General features: G+C 71.1%; 20 protein-coding genes. 12 read left to right on the top strand and 8 right to left on the bottom strand.

What is annotated here, in order from left to right:
- The first annotated feature begins 132 nt into the window (after nt 1–132).
- A complete protein-coding gene (locus FBY40_RS03625; RefSeq protein WP_141939996.1) occupies nt 133–1,443 on the top strand; it encodes an MATE family efflux transporter in 1,311 nt (436 codons plus the stop codon).
- Here FBY40_RS03625 and FBY40_RS03620 read toward each other — a convergent pair.
- Both FBY40_RS03620 and FBY40_RS03615 read right to left on the bottom strand, forming a co-directional pair.
- Nucleotides 1,391–3,331, bottom strand: coding sequence for a heavy metal translocating P-type ATPase (locus FBY40_RS03620; protein WP_141936468.1), 1,941 nt, complete (start codon nt 3,329–3,331; stop codon nt 1,391–1,393). The two genes, FBY40_RS03625 and FBY40_RS03620, sit on opposite strands and share 53 nt — an antisense overlap.
- 92 nt (nt 3,332–3,423) lie before the next feature.
- On the bottom strand, nt 3,424–4,089 hold the full coding sequence (locus FBY40_RS03615) for a TrmH family RNA methyltransferase (protein ID WP_141936465.1): 666 nt from the start codon (nt 4,087–4,089) through the stop codon (nt 3,424–3,426).
- Nucleotides 4,090–4,243: 154 nt separating this feature from the next.
- Here FBY40_RS03615 and FBY40_RS03610 point away from each other — a divergent pair, with 154 nt between their 5' ends.
- From FBY40_RS03610 to FBY40_RS03590, 5 genes are read left to right on the top strand one after another with little or no spacing between them, the layout of a single operon-like run.
- A complete protein-coding gene (locus tag FBY40_RS03610; protein WP_235014532.1) occupies nt 4,244–5,344 on the top strand; it encodes a PP2C family protein-serine/threonine phosphatase in 1,101 nt (366 codons plus the stop codon).
- A gap of 16 nt (nt 5,345–5,360) precedes the next feature.
- Entirely contained in the window at nt 5,361–7,322 is a 1,962-nt protein-coding gene (locus tag FBY40_RS03605; protein ID WP_141936461.1) for a glycosyltransferase family 2 protein, read from the top strand.
- Nucleotides 7,319–7,651: an STAS domain-containing protein gene (locus FBY40_RS03600; RefSeq protein ID WP_141936460.1), complete on the top strand. Its 333-nt coding sequence runs from the start codon at nt 7,319–7,321 to the stop codon at nt 7,649–7,651. The genes FBY40_RS03605 and FBY40_RS03600 overlap by 4 nt, the downstream gene beginning before the upstream one ends.
- Entirely contained in the window at nt 7,641–8,054 is a 414-nt protein-coding gene (locus tag FBY40_RS03595) for an ATP-binding protein (protein WP_141936457.1), read from the top strand. Before FBY40_RS03600 ends, FBY40_RS03595 begins: the two co-directional genes overlap by 11 nt.
- 13 nt (nt 8,055–8,067) lie before the next feature.
- Nucleotides 8,068–8,706: a metal-dependent transcriptional regulator gene (locus FBY40_RS03590; protein WP_141936455.1), complete on the top strand. Its 639-nt coding sequence runs from the start codon at nt 8,068–8,070 to the stop codon at nt 8,704–8,706.
- Between the two features lie 37 nt (nt 8,707–8,743).
- Here FBY40_RS03590 and FBY40_RS03585 read toward each other — a convergent pair whose 3' ends face one another.
- On the bottom strand, nt 8,744–9,679 hold the full coding sequence (locus FBY40_RS03585; protein WP_235014527.1) for an SDR family NAD(P)-dependent oxidoreductase: 936 nt from the start codon (nt 9,677–9,679) through the stop codon (nt 8,744–8,746).
- A 63-nt stretch (nt 9,680–9,742) separates the two neighbouring features.
- Between FBY40_RS03585 and FBY40_RS03580 the strand changes: the two genes are divergently transcribed.
- The 3 genes from FBY40_RS03580 to FBY40_RS17640 are packed head-to-tail and all read left to right on the top strand — an operon-like array spanning nt 9,743 to nt 11,317.
- Nucleotides 9,743–10,576, top strand: a complete 834-nt coding sequence (locus tag FBY40_RS03580; protein ID WP_141936451.1) for an HAD-IIA family hydrolase — start codon at nt 9,743–9,745, stop codon at nt 10,574–10,576.
- A 43-nt stretch (nt 10,577–10,619) separates the two neighbouring features.
- Nucleotides 10,620–11,192 (top strand): YdeI/OmpD-associated family protein, encoded by a 573-nt coding sequence (locus FBY40_RS03575; protein ID WP_141936450.1) that lies wholly within the window; start codon nt 10,620–10,622, stop codon nt 11,190–11,192.
- Nucleotides 11,189–11,317, top strand: coding sequence for a hypothetical protein (locus FBY40_RS17640; protein ID WP_268815527.1), 129 nt, complete (start codon nt 11,189–11,191; stop codon nt 11,315–11,317). The genes FBY40_RS03575 and FBY40_RS17640 overlap by 4 nt, the downstream gene beginning before the upstream one ends.
- A 24-nt stretch (nt 11,318–11,341) precedes the next feature.
- Here FBY40_RS17640 and pyrE read toward each other — a convergent pair whose 3' ends face one another.
- On the bottom strand, nt 11,342–11,920 hold the full coding sequence (gene pyrE / locus FBY40_RS03570) for an orotate phosphoribosyltransferase (protein ID WP_141936448.1): 579 nt from the start codon (nt 11,918–11,920) through the stop codon (nt 11,342–11,344).
- A 40-nt stretch (nt 11,921–11,960) separates the two neighbouring features.
- On the opposite strand from pyrE, the gene FBY40_RS03565 reads away from it, so the two are divergent.
- The 3 genes from FBY40_RS03565 (at nt 11,961) to FBY40_RS03555 (ending at nt 16,033) form a co-directional block, all read left to right on the top strand.
- The gene (locus FBY40_RS03565; protein WP_141936447.1) at nt 11,961–12,809 is read left to right on the top strand and encodes an exodeoxyribonuclease III; all 849 of its coding nucleotides are present in this window, start codon (nt 11,961–11,963) and stop codon (nt 12,807–12,809) included.
- 186 nt (nt 12,810–12,995) lie between these two features.
- Entirely contained in the window at nt 12,996–14,591 is a 1,596-nt protein-coding gene (gene crtI / locus FBY40_RS03560) for a phytoene desaturase family protein (RefSeq protein ID WP_160141338.1), read from the top strand.
- On the top strand, nt 14,588–16,033 hold the full coding sequence (locus tag FBY40_RS03555; protein ID WP_200829912.1) for a carotenoid oxygenase family protein: 1,446 nt from the start codon (nt 14,588–14,590) through the stop codon (nt 16,031–16,033). The genes crtI and FBY40_RS03555 overlap by 4 nt, the downstream gene beginning before the upstream one ends.
- A 10-nt stretch (nt 16,034–16,043) precedes the next feature.
- Here the strand turns inward: FBY40_RS03555 and FBY40_RS03550 are convergent, their stop codons facing one another.
- The 4 genes from FBY40_RS03550 to FBY40_RS03535 all read right to left on the bottom strand — a co-directional run bounded on the left by FBY40_RS03550 (nt 16,044) and on the right by FBY40_RS03535 (nt 18,842).
- The gene (locus FBY40_RS03550) at nt 16,044–16,613 is read right to left on the bottom strand and encodes a hypothetical protein (RefSeq protein ID WP_235014525.1); all 570 of its coding nucleotides are present in this window, start codon (nt 16,611–16,613) and stop codon (nt 16,044–16,046) included.
- A 78-nt stretch (nt 16,614–16,691) separates the two neighbouring features.
- A complete protein-coding gene (locus FBY40_RS03545) occupies nt 16,692–16,934 on the bottom strand; it encodes a hypothetical protein (protein ID WP_141936443.1) in 243 nt (80 codons plus the stop codon).
- 130 nt (nt 16,935–17,064) lie between these two features.
- Entirely contained in the window at nt 17,065–17,919 is an 855-nt protein-coding gene (locus tag FBY40_RS03540; RefSeq protein ID WP_141936441.1) for an ABC transporter permease, read from the bottom strand.
- A complete protein-coding gene (locus FBY40_RS03535) occupies nt 17,916–18,842 on the bottom strand; it encodes an ABC transporter ATP-binding protein (protein ID WP_141936440.1) in 927 nt (308 codons plus the stop codon). Before FBY40_RS03535 ends, FBY40_RS03540 begins: the two co-directional genes overlap by 4 nt.
- Nucleotides 18,843–18,851: the final 9 nt, after the last annotated feature.

The following is an 18,851-nucleotide window of genomic DNA, read 5'->3' as shown; positions in this document are numbered from 1 at the left end:
GAAGCCGCGTTTTCTGACGGGTCGGCGATTCGTGCGACCGCGGCCACGCGACTCGGGAGCAGATCACGACCGGTGTCGCCGGCGGGTTCTACGCTCGGTGGGGTGAGCGGGAGCGAGCAGAAGACCGGACGGATGACGCTGAATCGCGACATCCTGAGGCTCGCCGTCCCCGCGCTCGGCGCGCTCATCGCCGAGCCGCTCTTCCTCATCCTCGACTCGGCCTTCGTCGGCCACCTCGGGATCGCGCCGCTGGCGGCACTCGGCATCGGAGCGGCGGTCCTGCAGACGATCGTCGGGCTGATGGTGTTCCTCGCCTACTCCACCACTCCCGCCGTCGCCCGGCGGTTCGGGGCGGGCGACCCCTCGCGCGCGGTATCGGTCGGCATCGACGGCATGTGGCTGGCCCTCGGCATCGGAGCGATCCTCGCCCTTGCGGGATACCTCGCCACCCCGTTCCTCGTCGGCCTGTTCGGCGCCGGCGCCGAGGTCGCCGCCGACGCGCAGATCTACCTCGGCATCTCGATGTGGGGCCTGCCGGCCATGCTCATCGTCTTCGCCGCGACCGGCCTCCTGCGCGGCATGCAGAACACGGTGACACCCCTGTGGATCGCGGGGCTCGGATTCGGCGCCAACGCGGTGCTGAACTGGGTGTTCATCTACGTCTTCGGGTGGGGGATCGCGGGGTCGGCTGCCGGTACGGTCGTCGCCCAGTGGGGCATGGTGGCGGCCTACGTGGTGGTCATCGGCCGGCTGGCGCGCCGGCACGCGGCATCCGTCCGCCCGCAGCGCGACGGCGTGCGCGGCTCCGCTCTGCAGGGCGGATGGATGTTCCTGCGCACGGTGTCGCTGCGCGTGGCGCTGCTCGCGACCGTCGCGGTCGCGACCGGCCTCGGCACCGACGAGCTCGCCGGGTGGCAGGTGGCCTTCACGATCTTCTCCACTGCGGCCTTCGCGCTCGACGCCCTGGCCATCGCCGCGCAGGCGCTGATCGGCAAGGGCCTCGGCGCCGGCGACGAACCGTTCGTGCGCCGCGTGCTCGGCCGCACGGTGGCCTGGGGAGCGTGGTTCGGCGTCATCGTCGGCGGAGTCATCGCCGCGGCATCCGGAGTCATCGGCCTGGTGTTCACCGGCGACCCGGCGCTCGCTGCCCTCGTGCAGCCGGCCCTGCTGGTTCTCGCCGTGACCCAACCGGTCTGCGGCGTGGTGTTCGTGCTCGACGGCGTGCTGATCGGAGCGGGCGACGGAAGATACCTCGCGATCGTCGGGGTGCTGAACCTCGTGCCGTTCGTTCCCGCGCTGGTGCTCGTGGCCATGATCGCCCCGACCGGCGCCGCGGGCCTGGCGTGGCTGGCGGTGGCGTTCTTCGGCGTCTACATGCTCGCGCGTCTGGTCACGCTGGGGCGCCGGGTGCGCGGTCGGGCGTGGCTGACCGCGGGAGCGTGACCGCCGGCGCCGCGCCGATCACCGGCACCGGCCCCCGCAGCGCGCGGAGGGCGTAGAGGATCGTCGCGAGATCGACCCCCTCCTGGATGAGGGCGCCCGCGACGGCCGGGATGACGCCGGTCATCGCCACGATCATGAGACCGATGCTGAGGGCGATCCCGATCCAGATCGCCGTGAGCGCCACGCGAAGCGTGTGGCGGCTGATCGCCACGGCCTCGACGACCTTCGCCAGGGAGTCGACGACCACGACGACGTCGGCGGCGTCACCGGCGGCGGTCGCCCCGCGCGCACCCATCGCCACGCCGATGTCGGAGGCGGCGAGCACCGGGGCGTCATTGACGCCGTCGCCGACCATCATCGTGGGCCTCGGCTGCATGCCGGCGGCGAGGTGGACCTTCTCGGGTGGGAGGAGTTCGGCGTGCACCTCGGTGATCCCGACCTGCGACGCGATGGCGGCGGCGGTGGACTCCGCGTCGCCGGTGAGCATGGTCACCCGTTCGACGCCGTTGCCGCGAAGCCAGTCCACCACGGCCGCCGACTCGGGCCGGACGGCGTCGGCGAGCACGAGGGCGCCCGCGAAGCGGTCGCCCACCGCGACGTAGGCCGCGGCCTGCCCCGAGACGAGGTGCGTGCGGGTCAGGGCGGGTGCGCGCCCGGCGATGAACGCCGGCTTCCCCACGGCGACCGGCGCGCCGCCGATGACCGCGGTCACCCCGTTGGTCGCCACCTCCGTCGCCGCCTCGGCCGGACGAAGCGCGATGCCCTCCGCGGCCGCGACACGGCGCACCCCTTCGGCCAGCACGTGGGTCGAGTACTGCTCAGCCGACGCGGCGAGGGTCAGCAGCTCGCGACGATCGAACCCGTCGGCCGGTCGCACGTCGACGAGCTCGGGCCGTCCCGCCGTGAGCGTGCCGGTCTTGTCGAAGCACGCCGACCGCGCCCGCGCGAGGCGCTCGATGATCCCGCCGCCCTTGACGATGACGCCGGCCTTCGCCGCGCGGGAAAGCCCGCCGAGGAAGGCCACGGGCGCCGCGATGAGCAGGGGGCACGGGGTGGCGAGCACCAGGACTTCGGCGAAGCGCGCCGGATCGCCCGAGATCGTCCACGCGGTGCCGGCGAGAACGAGCGACACGGCCGTGAACGGGATCGCGAAGCGATCGGCGAGCCGCACCACCGGCGCCCGGGAGGCCTGGGCCTGCTTCACGAGGGCCACGATCTGCTGGTACTGGCTTTCGGAACTCGGGCGGCTCGCCCGGATGCGCACGGCCTCCGACCCGTTGACCGCTCCCGAGAACACCTCCATCCCCCGGTCGTGGACCACCGGCATGCTCTCGCCGGTGAGAGAGGACTCGTCGAACGTGCCGGTTTCGCTCTGCAGTTCGCCGTCGACGGGCACGATTTCGGAGGGACGCACGAGCAGGATGTCGCCGACGGCGACCTCGTCGACGGGAACGTCCTTGATCCGCTCCGAGGCCGTCGCCGTCCCGTCCGCCGTCGCTGACCCGGGTGGGCGCACCACGACGTGCGCGGTGCGCGGCGACCGATCGAGGAGAGCAGTCAGGTCGCGCGTCGCCCGTCGCGCCGCGAAGTCCTCGAGCGCCTCTCCACCGGAGAGCATCAGCACGATGATGAGGGAGGCCAGGTACTCGCCGACGGCGAGGGTGGCGACCATCGCCACGACCGCCAGCACGTCCAGGCCGATGTGCCCGCGCAGCACGTCGCGCACCATCCGGATGAGCGTCCACGCGATGAACAGCCCCACGTACGCGCTCGCGATCCACCGCGCCTGCTGCTCCCCGCCCGCGGAGGCGATGATCGCCACCGCCGCCAGAACGACGAGCGTCGCCGCGATGATCGGGTACCGCACCAGAGCCCTCACCACCCCCATCGCTCCAGCATGGCGGTCGGGGTCGGCACCCACCAGGGGACCAAGGTCACGCCCCGCGGGGAAGCACTGTCACGCCGCGCGGGGGAGCACCGTCACGCCCAGCGGCGACACCACTCGTACATGACGACGGCGCCCGCGGCGGAGGCGTTGATCGACCGGGTCGAACCGTACTGGGTGATCTCGACCACGGCCGATGCGGCGGCGAGCGCCTCGGGCGACAGCCCCGGACCCTCCTGACCGAACAGCAGCACGCATCGCTCGGGGAGGTCGGCGCGGTCGAGCGCTACCGACCCTTCGACGTTGTCGATCGCGATGACGGGGAGCCCCTCGCCCTCCGCCCACGCGGCGAAGGCTGCGACATCCTCGTGGTGGCGCACGTGCTGGTACCGGTCGGTGACCATCGCCCCGCGCCGGTTCCACCGCCGCCGGCCGACGATGTGCACCTCGGCGGCGAGGAAGGCGTTCGCGCTCCGCACGATCGAGCCGATGTTCATGTCGTGCTGCCAGTTCTCGATCGCGACGTGGAAGCTATGGCGACGTCGGTCGAGGTCGGCGACGATCGCGTCCATCCGCCAGTACCGGTACGCGTCGACGACGTTTCGGGTGTCACCGCCGGCCAGCAGGTCGGGGTCGTACCGCGGGTCGTCCGGCCAGGCGTCCGGCCCGCCGGGCCAGGGACCGACGCCGTGGGGCAGGACGGGTTCCGACGGCTCGGTCGAGGCCGACCCCGGCGTCGGCTCGGACGGTGCGACATCCACCGGATCAGGTTATCGCCGCCCGCGCAAGCATTTTCCGAACCCTCCCCACGACCCGCCGATCCTCGACATACTGGAGATTCGCCGACGACGAACCAGTGGGGGGGTTTCCTTGTTCGACGACGATCGACGACAGCGCGCCATCGAGGCTCTCGGCTTGCTCGACACCCGCCCGGATGCGCGCGTGGACCGGGTGACACGCCTTGCCCAGGAGATCTTCGGCGTGCCGATGGTGAGCGTCACGCTCCTGGACCGCGACCGTCAGTGGCGGAAGTCGCAGATCGGCCTCGGCGGCAACGAGGCCTCACGGGAGGGCGCCTTCTGCGATCTCACCGTCCGCACCGGTGACACGCTCATCGTCGAGGACGCGAGCATCGACGACTATTTCGCCGAGAATCCGTTCGTCGTGGGCGACCCGCACCTCCGGTTCTACGCCGGCCACCCGCTTCAGGCGCCCGGCGGCGAGCACGTGGGCACCCTGTGCATCCTCGACACGCAGCCCCGGTCCCTCGACGCGCGGGAAGTGGAGCTCCTGCGCGAGATGGCGCAGTGGGTGCAGACCGAGCTCATGGCCGAAGACGACCTCGACCATGCCACGGTCGTGCAGCAGGCGCTCCTCCCCCGCGAGACCCCCGAGATCGCCGGGTACACCCTGGCGGCCGCCGCAACGGCATCCGGTCAGCTCATGGGGGATCTCTACGACTGGTACCTGCACGACGGAAAGCTGCGGATGACGCTGGCCGACGTCATGGGCAAGGGCACGGGACCCGCGATCGTCGCCGCGTCGGTGCGGGCGTCGCTTCGCACCGCGCCCGACCGCGGCCTCGCCGACGCCGTCGGGGAGGCCGACAGGCTGCTGGAATCCGACCTCGGACGGGCGGGACTGTTCGTCACCGCCGTGCACGCCGAGCTCGACCCCGACTCGGGCACGATCTCGTTCGTCGACGCCGGCCACAGCCTGGCGTTCATCCTGCGGGCCGACGGCAGCTGGACACCGCTGCGCTCGACGGGTCTGCCCCTGGGCATGGGCTTCGACTTCGACCGCGCGGCGGCGTCGGTGCAGCTCGAGCCGGGGGATGCGTTCCTGTGCTGCAGCGACGGTCTGCTCGACATCCTCGACGACGATCCGTTCGATCATGTGCTGCGGGTGATCGCCGCCCACGGACCCGTCGGCGCGGTCGCCGAAGCGGTGCGGCTCGCTCAGGAGCGCCACGCTCCCGACGACGTCACGGTGCTGCTCGTGCGCCGGGACGCGTGAGAAGGGGTCGCGCACGATGAGCGCGCGTTTCGTCTGGATCCGCATCCTCGCCCTGCTCTCGGTGCTCCTCGGCGTGAACTACATCGCGTGGCGGTGGCTGGACTCGATCAACTGGTCGGCCTGGTGGATCGCCGTCCCTCTCGTCATCGCCGAGACCTACAGCCTCATCGACACGTTCCTCTTCGCCGTCACGATGTGGCGCGCCAGGGATCGGCCGGCGCCCACCTCGCCACCGCAGGGGACCGCCGACGTCTTCATCACCACCTACAACGAGCCGATCGAGATGGTGATGGCCACGGCCCTCGCCGCGCAGCGCATCGCCTACCCCCACAACACCTGGGTGCTCGACGACGGGGCACGCCCCGAGATGGCCGCGGCCGCGCAGGAGGCGGGGCTCGGGTACATCACCCGCTCGGAGGACTGGACCGGCAAGCCCCGCCATGCCAAGGCCGGCAACCTCAACAACGCCCTGATGGACACCGACGGCGAGTTCCTGCTCATCCTCGACGCCGACCAGGTGCCCGACCCGCTGATCCTGCACCGCACGCTCGGCTACTTCGCCGACGATCCCGAGGTGGCGCTGGTGCAGACGCCGCAGTGGTTCGTCAACGTCGACGACGCCGATCCGCTGGGCAGCCAGGCGCCGCTGTTCTACGGACCGATCCAACAGGGGAAGGACGGCTGGAATGCGGCCTTCTTCTGCGGATCCAACGCCGTCCTCCGCCGCGACGCGCTCATGCAGCTCGGCATCGTCGGCTACGTCCGCGACCTCGAGCAGTCCACCGCCCGCACCCTCCGGGCTGCGGAGTCCCTGCTCTCGCGCGCCGCGCGCGACCGCGATGCCGACGAGGCGGTCCGCACCGAGTTGACGGCGCTGCGCGACGTCGTCGCCGACGCTCGCCGCCGGATCGCCGCCGGCGAGCCCATCGGCGAGGTGACCTACGGCGTGCAGAGCGCCGTCGACGCGGCATCCCGCCGTCTGGTGTCGCGCGATCTCGCGGCCCTTCAGGCCGATCTCGACGTCATCGCCCAGCTGCCGATCGAGCGCGACAGCGAGCTCGACGCGATCGTCATCGACGACACCGCCCTCGACGCCCTCGCCACACGCGAGATGTCACCGCTCGGTGCGGTCGAGTCGGTCTCGGCACTCCTCGACGCCCTGCGGGTCGACCGGCCCGGCGAAGCGCAGCCGGTGCAGCCGATGGCGACGATCTCGGTCACCGAGGACATGGCGACCGCGATGCAGCTGCATTCCCTGGGATGGCGGAGCGTCTACCACCACGAGATCCTCGCCCACGGCCTCGCCCCCGAAGACCTCCGCACGATGCTCACGCAGCGCCTGCGGTGGGCTCAGGGGACGCTCCAGGTGATGCTGCGCGACAATCCGCTCGTGAAGAAGGGGCTGTCGGGGGGACAGCGGCTGATGTACTTCGCCACGATGTGGAGCTACCTCTCGGGCTTCACCGCGCTGGTCTACCTCGCGGCCCCCGTGATCTACCTCGTCTTCGGGGTCATGCCGGTCACGGCCTGGAGCGTGGACTTCTTCGCGCGGTTCCTGCCGTACTTCATCATCAACCAGATCCTCTTCCTCGTGGTGGCGCGGGGGATCAAGACCTGGCGAGGGCAGCAGTACGCCCTCGCGCTGTTCCCGGTGTGGATCGATGCGTGCGTGACCGCCTTCGCCAACGTCGTGCTGAAGCAGCCCCTCGGCTTCGCCGTGACGAAGAAGGACGGCCGGGCCGAGGGCGGCCCGCCGTGGCGGCAGATCTGGCCGCAGCTGACCGCCATCGTCGTCCTGGTGTTCGCCCTCGGGATCGGCCTGGCCCGGCTCGCGGTGGGCACCGCCGACGGCACAGGAACGCTCGTCAACACGGTGTGGGTCGTCTACGACCTCGCGGTGTTGAGCGTGATCATCCAGGCCGCGCTCTATCGTGGCCCCAAGGCCCCGTTCACCGACGAAAGGCAGATCGCCCCGTGAACCTCACCGTCACCCCCGGCAGCGCCTACGCCGTCATCGCCCTCGAAGGGCGCCTGACCGCTCCGGGCGTGCCGCGCCTGCGGTCCGCCATCAGTGAACTCGTCGACGGCGGCAGCAGCAGGGTCGTCATCGACCTCGCAGGCACCGAATTCGTCGACTCGTCGGGACTGGGCGCGCTCATCGGCGGGCTGAAATCCGCGCGTCTCGCGGGCGGCGACCTGCGGATCGCCGGGGTGACCGAGCCGGTGCGACGGGTGCTGAAACTGACCAACCTCGATCGGGTCCTCCGCGAGTACGAGACCGTCGAGGCGGCCTTCGATGAGCGTTGACGGGCTCCGGGTCGAGGGGCGCGCCGACGACACGTTCCTCGACGAGGTGCACCAGGTGCTCGACCTGCTCTGGTCGGGCAGACCCGAGGTCGACGAAGAGGACCGCACCCTCTTCACCCTCGCCGTCAGCGAGATCGCGACGAACATCGTCGAGCACGCACGCGCCCGCGAGGAGATCTCGGTGAGCCTGGACGTGTCGATCGACGACACCGGCCTGCGCGCCGTGTTCGCCGATGACGCGCAGCCGGCACTGATCGACCTGGCGACCGTGTCGATGCCCGGCGAGGACGCCGAGTCGGGCCGCGGTCTCGCGCTGGCCCTGGCCACCCTCGACGAGCTCGAGCACTCCGGCGAGGGCGGCAACGTCTGGCGACTCACGCGCAGGTTGCATCGAGGCTCGTAGGTAGCCTGGAGCGGTGGCCTCCCCCGCCGTCGACGACTACCTGAAGACGATCTACCACCACACCGAGTGGCAGGACGCGCGGATGACGCCGTCCCAGCTCGCGGCGGTGCTGGGCCTCGCCCCCTCGAGCGTCACCGAGATGGTGCAGAAGCTCGCGGCGCAGGGACTGGTCACCCACCGCCCCTACGGGCCGGTGATGCTCACCGAGACCGGCGAGCGGCGCGCCGCCGCGATCATCCGCCGGCACCGGCTCATCGAGACCTGGCTGGTGCAGGAGTTCGGGTACAGCTGGGACGAGGTCCACGACGAGGCCGAGGTGCTGGAGCACACCGTCAGCGACCGGCTGCTCGCCCGCATCGACGAGCGACTGGGCCACCCGCGGTTCGACCCGCACGGCGATGCGATTCCCGACGCCGAGGGGCGCGTCGAGCGCGAATCCTTCGTGCTGCTCTCGGTCGCGCCCGCGGGGCACCGGGGGCGGGTGCTGCGCGTCAGCGATCGCGACCCCGATCTGCTCCGCGCTCTGGAGATCGTCGGCGTCGCGGTGGGGCACCACATCGAGGTGCGGGCGGCGGCGCGGGTGTCGGTCGACGGCGGCCCGCCGGTCACCCTGCCGGAGGGCGCGACGTCGGCGGTCTGGCTGAGCGCCTGATCCCGCTGCCTCCGCCGACCCCCGCCCGCCCACACCCTCACGGCCAGTGGATGCCCGAGGTCTCCTCGCAGAACCGCCACAGTCGCTCGGCGACCGCGGGGTCGCGGGTGATCTTCGACGGACGCTGCTTCGCGGGCCGCCCTCGGAGCGTGAAGCGCGGCCCCCAGAACTCCCCACCGCCCACGGTCGGGTCGACGAGGGCGCGCACGAGCGGCCAGGCGCCCTCCTCCTTCGACTGGGTGACGGGCCCCTGCAGGTTGTCGACGAAGCGCGCCCAGCGCGACGGCTCGTTCACCCCGTGGATGCCGGGCGTCCGTCCGCTGATGCTGTAGCCGGGGTGCGCGACGACGCTCGACACCGGCACCCCCGCCGCGCGCAGCCGCCGGTCGGCCTCGAGCCCGAGAGACGTGCACGCCACCTTCGACTGCGCATAGGCGCGCCAGGGCGTATAGCCCTCGACGAGCTGCGGATCGACCGGGTCATACGGCGAGAGCGTCGCCGCGATGCTGCCGACCCACACCATCCGCCCCGCGACCGCCGACAGCGAGGTCAGGAGGGCCCCTGCCAGAGCGAAGTGGCCGAGCACGTTGGTGGCGAAGACGACCTCATTGCCGCCGTACGTCGTCTCGCGGGTTCGCGGCGGATGCACGACGCCGGCGTTCAGCAGCACGCCGTCGATGTTCCACCGGGCACGGGCGGTCGCCGCGGCCGCGCGCACCGATCCGAGGTTGCTGGTGTCCAGCAGGAGCGTCTCGGTGGGCCCCACGGTGGCGGCCTCGGGAACGCGACGCTCGACCGCGGCGCGCGCCGCGACGAGACGGTTCGGATTGCGGCCGGTCATGACGACCCGCGCCCCCGCGCGCACCAGCTGCTCCGAAGCGAAGTACCCGAGGCCCCGCGTCGCACCCGTCACCAGATAGGTGCGGCCGGTCAGATCCGGCAGCGCTTCGGGGTCCCAGTCGGGCGCGGTCACCCCTCCGACAGTAGACCTCACCCCGTCCGGTGGCATCCCCCACTCCCCCGGTACGCTGGCACCATGCGGACCCGCGCCGATATCGAATGCTGGCTCACCGACATGGACGGAGTCCTCGTCCACGAGAATCGTCCGATCCCCGGCGCCGCCGAGCTGCTCGCGCAATGGCGCGACCGTGCGACGCCCTTCCTCGTCCTCACGAACAACCCGATCTTCACCCCGCGCGATCTGAGCGCCCGGCTGGCGCGATCGGGCCTGGATGTGCCCGAGGAGCGGATCTGGACCTCCGCCCTCGCGACCGCCGATTTCCTCCGCTCGCAGCTCCCCGGCGGCACCGCGTTCGTCATCGGCGAGTCGGGGCTGACGACCGCCCTCCACGAGGCCGGGTTCGTCATGACCGAGACGCAGCCCGACTACGTCGTCGTCGGCGAGACGCGGCAGTACAACTTCGAGGCGATCACCAAGGCGATCCGCTTCATCAACGACGGTGCGCGCTTCATCATCACCAATCCGGATGCCACGGGCCCGACCCCCCACGGAGTGGTCCCTGCCACCGGGTCGTTCGCCGCGCTCATCACCCGCGCGACCGGCAAAGAGCCCTATGTCGTCGGCAAGCCCAATCCGATGATGTTCCGGTCGGCGCTGAACCGCATCGGGGCGCACTCCGAGACCACCGGCATGATCGGCGACCGAATGGACACCGACGTCGTGGCCGGCATCGAGGCGGGTCTCCACACGATCCTGGTGCTCACCGGAATCAGCGACCAGACCGAGATCGAGCGCTACCCGTTCCGACCCGACGAGGTCGTCGACTCCGTCGCCGACCTGCTCGCGACCGAGCCCTTCGAATCCGACCTCGCCGAAGCCTCGGACATGGGCGCACTCGACGGACTCTAGATCGCTCTCGGCCCCGTCCTCCCCCGGCCGATAGAGTCGCCGCATGGGTGCGCTCGACGACGGCGAGCAGGTCATCGCGAAGGATGCCGGGGCGTGGCGCTCGTGGCTGGAACAGAACCACCGCACCTCGCGGGGGGCCTGGCTCGTGCGACCGCGGCCGGGATCGGACCTCGACCTCATCGGCTACGAAGACGCCATCCTCCAGGCCCTGTGCTTCGGCTGGATCGACGGACCGGTGCGTACCTTCGACGAACGCACGAGCGGCCTGTGGTTCGCGCCGCGCCGACCCACCAGCGGCTGGGCGGCGACGAACAAGGCGCGGGTCGCGCGGCTGGAAGCCGAGGGGCTTCTTGAAGAGGCCGGCATCCGCGCGATCGAGGTGGCCAAGGCGAACGGGGCCTGGAGCGTGCTGGACAACGCCGAGGCCCTGCGCGAACCCGACGATCTCGCCGCCGCTCTGGATGCGACACCTCAGGCGCGCGCGGCGTGGGACGCCTTCCCGCCGTCATCCCGCAAGTTCGGCATCGGATTCATCGACACCGCGCGCAGGCCGGAGACCCGGGCCGCGCGCATCGCGAAGATCGTCGCCGACGCGACGGAAGGGAAGCGCCCATGATCTCCGAGACCGAGCAGACGCTGCTGCTGTTGACCAGCGCCCTCATCATCGCCGGCACGCTCGTGGTGCTGATCTGGCAGCTCCTGCGGTCGCGTCGCGGGCGCGGCCCCCGCGACGACGAGTAGCCCGCTCCCTCGCCGCGGCGCGCGCTACTGCGGAGCGAGGCCCAGGTCGTCGAGGTCGATCGCGGCGAGCCATCGCAGCCCGGCCGCCTCGACGGCATCCTGCGCCCCGGTCTTGCGGTCGACGATCACCGCGACCGCGACCGGCTCCGCGCCCTCGCGCCGGAGGGCCTCGACGGCCTTGAGCGCCGACTGGCCCGTGGTGGAGGTGTCTTCGACGACGACCACGCGCTTGCCCGCGACATCCGCGCCCTCGATCTGCCGTCCCCGGCCGTGGTCCTTCGGCTCCTTGCGCACGACGAATGCGTCGAGCGGGCGCCCCGCGCGCACCGACTCGTGCAGCACCGCGTTGGCGATCGGGTCGGCGCCGAGCGTGAGCCCACCGACCGCGACGACGCCGTCGACATCCCGGATGAGATCCAGCATGATCCGCCCGATCGCGGGAGCCGCCCGGTGGTCGAGTGTCAGCCGTCGCATATCGACGTAGTACGACGCCTTCTTCCCGCTTGAGAGCGTGAAGTCACCGTGGAACACCGCCTCGTCGGTGATGAGGGCGATGAGGGCCTGGCGGTCGGCTTCGAGGTCGGGAGTGGAGGCGACGGTCACGACGACGAGTCTAGATCCGGCGCGGTTCTACGCTGGAGGCATGCGCCTGGCCACCTGGAACGTCAACTCGATCCGCGCCCGCGTCGACCGCATCGTCGACTTCGCCGTCCGCGAGAGCGTCGACGTGCTGGCGATGCAGGAGATCAAGTGCAAGGCCGAGCAGTTCCCCTACGAGCGGTTCGAAGAGGCCGGCTACCAGGTGGAGGCGCACGGGTTCTCGCAGTGGAACGGCGTCGCGATCGCGAGCAAGGCGCCGATCGACGGCATCCGCACCGCCTTCCCGGGGATGCCCGGGTTCGCGAAGGGACATGAAGGTCCGGATGCTCCGCAGGAGGCGCGAGCGCTGGGCGCGCGTATCGACGGGGTCGAGGTGTGGAGTCTGTACGTGCCGAACGGCCGCGCGCTCGGCGACCCGCACTACGACTACAAGCTGCACTGGCTCGCCGCGCTCGAGCAGTACACCCGTGACACCCTCGCCGCAGAGCCCGGTCTGCCGCTGGCGCTCGTCGGCGACTTCAACATCGCCCCCACCGACGCCGACAACGGCGACCCCGCGGTGGTGCCCGGTTTCTCCACGCACGTCTCCCCGCCCGAGCGGGAGGCGTTCTCGGCACTGCAGTCGGCGGGACTCACCGATGTGGTACGACCGCTCGTGCCGGCCGGGTTCACCTATTGGGACTACAAGCGGCTGAAGTTCCCGCGCAACGAGGGGATGCGCATCGACTTCATCCTGGGCTCGGCGGGTCTGGCGGAGAAGGTCACCGGGGCGCAGATCCACCGCAACGAGCGCAAGGGCGAGCTGCCGAGCGACCATGTGCCGGTCGTGGTCGACCTCGACCTGAAGCCACCGGCGGAGGAAGACGACGACCGCCCGATGATCTTCGGCTGAACCCCGAAGCCTCTTCCGGCGACCCTCCCCCTCACGGGGGAGCCGTATGCTAGCCCCACATCCTCGAAAGGGGAGCGCAATGGGGAGCGTGTCAGAGACCCGAGGGACCTCCCGCGGGTGGGGAAGAGGCGCGGCCGCGGCCGTGGCTTCGATCGTCGTGGTGCACGCCGCACCGAGCGGCCGCCGGTGACCGCCGGGGGCGCGCGCGTCGTCGTCGTGGGCGCCGGGTTCGGGGGGCTCGCCGCCGCCGCCCGTCTCGCCGCAGCCGGACACGAGGTCACCGTCTTGGAGAAGCGCGACCTCATCGGCGGACGCGCGTACCGGTACGACATCAACGGGTTCCGCTTCGACGGCGGGCCCACGGTCCTGACCGCCCCGTTCATGTTCGAGGAGCTGTTCGCCCTCGCCGGGGAGAAGCTGTCCGACCATGTCGAACTGGTACCCCTCGACCCCTTCTACCGCGCGTTCGACGCCTCGGGCGGACGCTTCGACTTCCGGGCATCGCTCGACGACTTCCGCGAGGAAGTGGCTCGCCGCAGCCCCGCCGACGTCACCGGCTTCGACCGGCTGCAGCGCAAGATCAGCGGCATCTTCGACGCGTTCTATCCCTACACCGAGCGTTCGATGATGCAGCTGCACGTCATGCTGCGGATGCTCCCCTACCTCCTGCGACACGGAGCGGCACGCGGCATGCAGCACCTGGTGAACACCACGGTGCGCGACCCGTTCCTGCGGCGCGCCCTGGCGTTCCATCCGCTCCTCATCGGCGGCGACCCGGCTCGCACCCCGTCGCTGTACGCCCTCATCGTGGAGTTCGAGCGCCGCTGGGGGGTGCACTACGCCATCGGCGGCACGAGCGCCCTCGTCGAGGCGATCGGCGCGCTGGTGCAGCGCCTGGGCGGCACCATTCGCTGCGGCGCCGAGGTCGACCGCATCGTCCACACCGGCGGACGGGTCACCGGTGTCCGGCTGGTCGACGGGTCGGAGATCGACGCCGACGTCGTGGTCTCGGGCGCCGATCCCGGCGCCACCTACGAGCGCCTCCTGGCCGGCGCGCCGCAGGCGGCGCCGTCGCGGATGCGGATGCGACGGAGCACGCCGAGCATGTCGCTGCACGTGCTGTACTTCGGCGCCGACCGCACCTGGCCCGACACCCCGCTCGCTCATCACAACCTCCTCCTCGGCGGAGACGCGCGCGCGGTCATGCAGCGCGTCTTCCGTCCGAAAGCCCGCGACCTCGAGGGCGGCGCGCACCTGAAGGCCGACGACCTCTTCCTCTACGTGCACGTGCCGACCCGCACCGACGCCTCGGTCGCGCCGCCCGGGTGCGAGGCCCTGTACGTGCTGGTGGCCTCGCCCGCCCTTCCCTCGCACGGCGAGCGGTCGGCGGAAGCCGCCGCGGACGAGGCCGCCCGCGTGCGCCGTCTCGTGCTCGACACGCTCGACGAGCGGTTCCTCCCCGGCCTGTCCGACCACATCGTCGCCGAGCACGCGATCGGGCCCGAGCACTTCCGCGACGTCCTGCAGACGCCGCGCGGCGCGGCCTTCTCGCTCCAGCCCACCCTCTTCCAGTCGGGCTGGTTCCGCCCGCACAACCGCTCGCGCGCGATCCGCGGTCTCTACCTCGTCGGTGCCGGCACGCACCCCGGCGCCGGAGTGCCGGCGGTGCTCGCCTCGGGCAAGATCGCCGCCGGCCTGATCGGCGAGGAGTACCCCCGTGTCGTCGCCCGCCGCGCCGGTGACGCCGACACGACCCGTGTCGCCGACGAGGTGCCCTCGTGAGCGCCGGGACGACGTCGCAGGGCTTCGCCGCCGGGTTCGGCGAGAGCCCTGAGGTCGCGATCGACGACGTGCCGGTTCGCGGCATCCTTCCCGACTGGCTGGAGGGGTCGCTCCTGCGCAACGGCCCCGGGTCGTTCCAGGTGGGTGAGCGGCGCTACCGGCACTGGTTCGACGGTCTGGCGATGCTCCACCGGTTCACCGTTTCGAGCGGCCGGGTGTCGTATCAGAACCGGTTCCTCGAGACGGAGGCCTATCGCGCGGCGCGCGACGAGGGGCGCATCGCCTTCCCCGAGTTCGCCACCGACCCGTGCCGGTCGCTCTTCGCGCGCGCGATGGCGGTGTTCGACCCCCAGCCCACCGACAGCGCGAAGGTCAACATCGCCAAGGTGGCCGAGAAGTTCCTCGCCCTGGCCGAGACGCCGATCCAGGTCGAGTTCGACCCGGTGACCCTCAAGACCGTCGGGGTGACCGGGTGGGACACGTCGAATTTCGGACGGATGACGACGGTGCACCCTCAGCTGGATGACGCGCGGGGCGAGGCGATCAACCTCGTCACGCGCTTCAACGCCTCGAGCCAGTACGTCTTCCGCCATCTCGACACCGCCACCCCCGGGGCCACCCCCACGACGCTCGCGCGTCGGCGGGTGGGCGAACCCGGCTACATCCACTCCTTCGGCATGTCGGAGCGCTACCTCGTGCTCGCGGAGTTCCCCCTCGTGGTGAACCCCGTCTCGCTCCTGCTGTGGCTGAAGCCGTACATCGAGAACTTCCGGTGGAAGCCCGAGCGCGGGACGAAGTTCCACATCTTCGACCGGCAGACCGGCGCACACGTGAAGACCGTCACCTCGCCGGCCTTCTTCGCCTTCCACCACGTCAACGCCTACGACGACGGCGGCGATGTCGTGGTCGACCTCGTCGGCTACGACGACGCGTCGGTGATCGAGGCGTTCTACCTCCACCGGCTCGAAGAGCCCGACGCGCGGATTCCTCCCGGCACCCTGCGCCGATTCCGCCTGCCCCTCCGGGGCGGGGGGAAGACCGTGACCGGCGAGCAGATCTCGCCGACGCCGATCGAGCTGCCGAGCCTCGACTACGCCCGGATGAACACCCGGCCCGACCACCGCTACGTCTACGGCGTCAGCCTCGGCGACGAGCCGGGCTTCTACGACCGCCTGGTGAAGATCGACAACGTCAGCCGCACCACGACGACCTGGCGAGCCGAGGCCTGCTACCCGGGAGAGGGCGTCTTCGTCGGACGCCCGGGGCGCGAGGCCGAGGACGACGGTGTGGTGCTGTCTGTGGTGCTGGACGCCGCGGCGGAGACGTCGTTCCTCCTGGTGCTCGACGCCGCCTCGTTCACCGAGATCGCCCGCGCCGAGCTCCCCCACGCGGTGTTGCACGGCTACCACGGCCAGTTCTACGGCGAAGTCCGCCCCACCTGACCCCCGCGCGTCACTCGTAGAGGTCGGGCGGTTCGGGTGTACAGCCCGCGGGTTCGGAGTTGCCGCTGATCGTGAAGTCCTCGCAGTACAGCCACTCCGCCTGCGTGAGGCCCAGGATGAACGAGATGACGGCGATTCCACCGACCACCCCGAGGATCAGCCAGCGCGTCGCGCGCCGCGTGAACGAGCCGAAATCGGGCCAGACGATGCGCACCAGCACCCACATGGTCAGCGGCAGGCCGACGACGATGACGAGGATCCCACCGACCGCGAGAAGCAGCGCCGCGAGGTTCGTCTCGCTCTCGTTGAAGAGGTACGACAGCACGATCCACAGCGAAGGGATGAGAAGGAGAAGCGCGCGAACGAGCTTCGCACCGACGGGCTTGCGCTCCACGAGGACGAACACCAGCGCTGCCGTGGACGCCGCCCACAGCGTCAGCAGCTGATCGAAGAAGAGGTCGCCCCACGCGCCGAGGGTGAAGGCGGGCCACCACACCACCAGCGACATCCCGACCATCACCACCCCGATCGGGACCACCCGCTCCGTCGCCGCCGGCTCCTCGATCTGCTGTTCGCTCACCCGCCGCACGCTAGCAGCGGATGACCCCGACAGGCCGATGCCCCCGCGGAGCGTCCCGCGGGGGCATCGTGAGGGGTGTCAGACGTTCAGCTGAGCCGCCAGATAGCGGGCGGGCTTCAGCGAGAGCCGCGGCTCCGCATCGCGGAGCGCGCGGATGACGCGCAGTTCGTCGGACGTGGCGACGCCCGCCTTCGCCACGACCCCGCGCGCCCACTCCTGGGCCCGGACGACGCTGGAAGCGTCGTCGGCCGGGAAGATCTCCGCCAGCTCACGACGGGGGTCGGTGCGGTCGCCCCACAGCAGTTTCTCGAGCTTCGCCATGATCTCTCCTTCCGTCGGCTTCGGCGGGGTGCCGGGAGCCGGTTCCAGATGATTCGGATTCCACGATGCCGCACCGGGCGGCATCGCACATCCGACGAAAGGTGGAATTCCACCCCGCCCTCCGTCGGACTCAGTAGCCTCGCTGCTCGCGGCGGATGCGGATCTGGTCCAGGCGCGACCCCGACTGACGCCGGGTCATCGCCCGCAGGGCCCGCGGCACGAGCAGCAGGCCGACGATCGCCCAGAGCACCGGCACGCCGATCGCGAGGGCCAGGTCCATGCCCTCCAGAGGTGCCGCCGTGGGCAGCAGCACGCCGCGGGCGAGAGCGGCGAGCCCGGCGACCGGGAAGATCTGCGCCACCACCTGCAGCCATCCCGGCGCATCGTCGAGCGGGAAGATCACTCCCGAGATCCCGAGCATCGCGTAGGCAAGGAGCGAGGCGGGGAAGATCGCCAGCGGGGATCTGAAGATGCTGCCGGCGATCGCGCCCAGCGGCACGGTCGCGGCGATGGCGAGGAGGGCCACGCCCAGGAATCCGAGCCACCCGGTGACGGAGTCGGGGAGCACGGGGGCCACGACGACGTGGGTGGGAACGAGGATGAGCATCATCGACAACAGCCCGGTGACCAGCAGCATGACCACCTTCCCGATGAGGTGGGCCGACAGCCCGTGCGGCAGCATCCGCACACGCAGCATCGTGCCGTCATCCTGCTCGGTGATCAGCTCGCTGGCGATGCCGACGAACCCCGTGACGAACAGCAGAGCCGCCGCGAGCCCGGCGACGATCGCCCGCACCCCGTCGACGCCGATGGTCGCCTCGATGTCGACGAGGCTGAACACGGTCAGCAGGACGATCGGTGGGAACAGATAGCCGATCGCACCCCACCGGGTGAAGCGGTTCACGAGTTCGATGCGGGCCTGCAGCAGGCCGGCGCTGAGGACGCCGCCGAGATGGATGCGGCGGGGCAGGGCCTGAGTGGTCATGACGCCTCCTTCTGTTCGGACTGGTCTGATGCCTCCGCGCGGGCGACGATGGCGAGGTAGGCGTCTTCGAGGGTGCCGCGGCGCACTTCGACGTCGACGGCGGACGGGTCGGCCGAGAGGGCGGCCAGGAGCGCGCGGGGGTCGTCGACCTCCCGGCTGTGCCGCCCCTCGCCGTCGCGCCAGGTCACGGTCGTGCGGCCGGCCATGGCCGCGCGCAGGTCGTCGGGTGAACCGTCGGCGACGATCGCGCCGCCGTCGAGCACGAGGATCCGATCGCACATGCGCTGCGCCTCGCTGAGGTCGTGCGTCGCCCAGATGATGGTGGTGGTCTCGGCGATGGAGTCCATCAGCTCATGGAACGAGCGGCGGGCGCTCGGGTCGAATCCGGTCGTCGGCTCGTCGAGGAAGAGGACGTCGGGCCGACTGATCAGGGCGCACGCGACGTCGAGCCGACGCCGCTGGCCACCCGAGAGGGTGCGGATGAGCTGGCGGGAGCGGTCGGCGAGGCCGACGGCGGCAAGCATCTCGGCCGGGTCGCGGAGGTCGTCGCGACCGACGGTGCGATGTCCGGCGGCGACGTAGCGCAGGATGTCGATCACCCGCCACGTCCCGTGGTCGCGCCAGGACTGCAGCACGATGCCGATGCGCGACTTCCAGGCCTCGGGCGCGGTGGAAGGGACCTCGCCCAGCACCGTCACCTCGCCCGACGAGGGGCGGCGGATGCCCTCGAGCGTCTCGACGAGCGTGCTCTTCCCGGCCCCGTTCGGGCCGAGGATCGCGATCTTCTCGCGCATCCCGATCTCGAGATCGATCCCGTCGAGCACTCGACGGGTGCCGTAGGTCATCGTCAGTCCCGACACCCGGATCACCGGGGCGGTCGGGGCGGAGTCGTGCCGGTGTTGCGTGTCCATCAGCAGGGTCATGCTCCTCAT

This window comes from Microbacterium sp. SLBN-154, assembly GCF_006715565.1.
Taxonomy (GTDB): domain Bacteria; phylum Actinomycetota; class Actinomycetes; order Actinomycetales; family Microbacteriaceae; genus Microbacterium.
Note: the sequence above shows the minus strand (reverse complement) of the source record. Positions and strands in the feature narration are given on the sequence as shown.

Bases quoted from the DNA above. Each gene is read 5' to 3' on its own strand.
- FBY40_RS03535 (WP_141936440.1), bottom strand. From the start codon at position 18,842: ATGACCCTGCTGATGGACACGCAACACCGGCACGACTCCGCCCCGACC.
- FBY40_RS03545 (WP_141936443.1), bottom strand. From the start codon at position 16,934: ATGGCGAAGCTCGAGAAACTGCTGTGGGGCGACCGCACCGACCCCCGT.
- FBY40_RS03575 (WP_141936450.1), top strand. From the start codon at position 10,620: ATGGGTGCGCTCGACGACGGCGAGCAGGTCATCGCGAAGGATGCCGGG.
- FBY40_RS03605 (WP_141936461.1), top strand. From the start codon at position 5,361: ATGAGCGCGCGTTTCGTCTGGATCCGCATCCTCGCCCTGCTCTCGGTG.
- FBY40_RS03540 (WP_141936441.1), bottom strand. From the start codon at position 17,919: ATGACCACTCAGGCCCTGCCCCGCCGCATCCATCTCGGCGGCGTCCTC.
- FBY40_RS03565 (WP_141936447.1), top strand. From the start codon at position 11,961: ATGCGCCTGGCCACCTGGAACGTCAACTCGATCCGCGCCCGCGTCGAC.
- FBY40_RS17640 (WP_268815527.1), top strand. From the start codon at position 11,189: ATGATCTCCGAGACCGAGCAGACGCTGCTGCTGTTGACCAGCGCCCTC.
- FBY40_RS03580 (WP_141936451.1), top strand. From the start codon at position 9,743: ATGCGGACCCGCGCCGATATCGAATGCTGGCTCACCGACATGGACGGA.
- FBY40_RS03620 (WP_141936468.1), bottom strand. From the start codon at position 3,331: ATGGGGGTGGTGAGGGCTCTGGTGCGGTACCCGATCATCGCGGCGACG.
- FBY40_RS03595 (WP_141936457.1), top strand. From the start codon at position 7,641: ATGAGCGTTGACGGGCTCCGGGTCGAGGGGCGCGCCGACGACACGTTC.
- FBY40_RS03625 (WP_141939996.1), top strand. From the start codon at position 133: ATGACGCTGAATCGCGACATCCTGAGGCTCGCCGTCCCCGCGCTCGGC.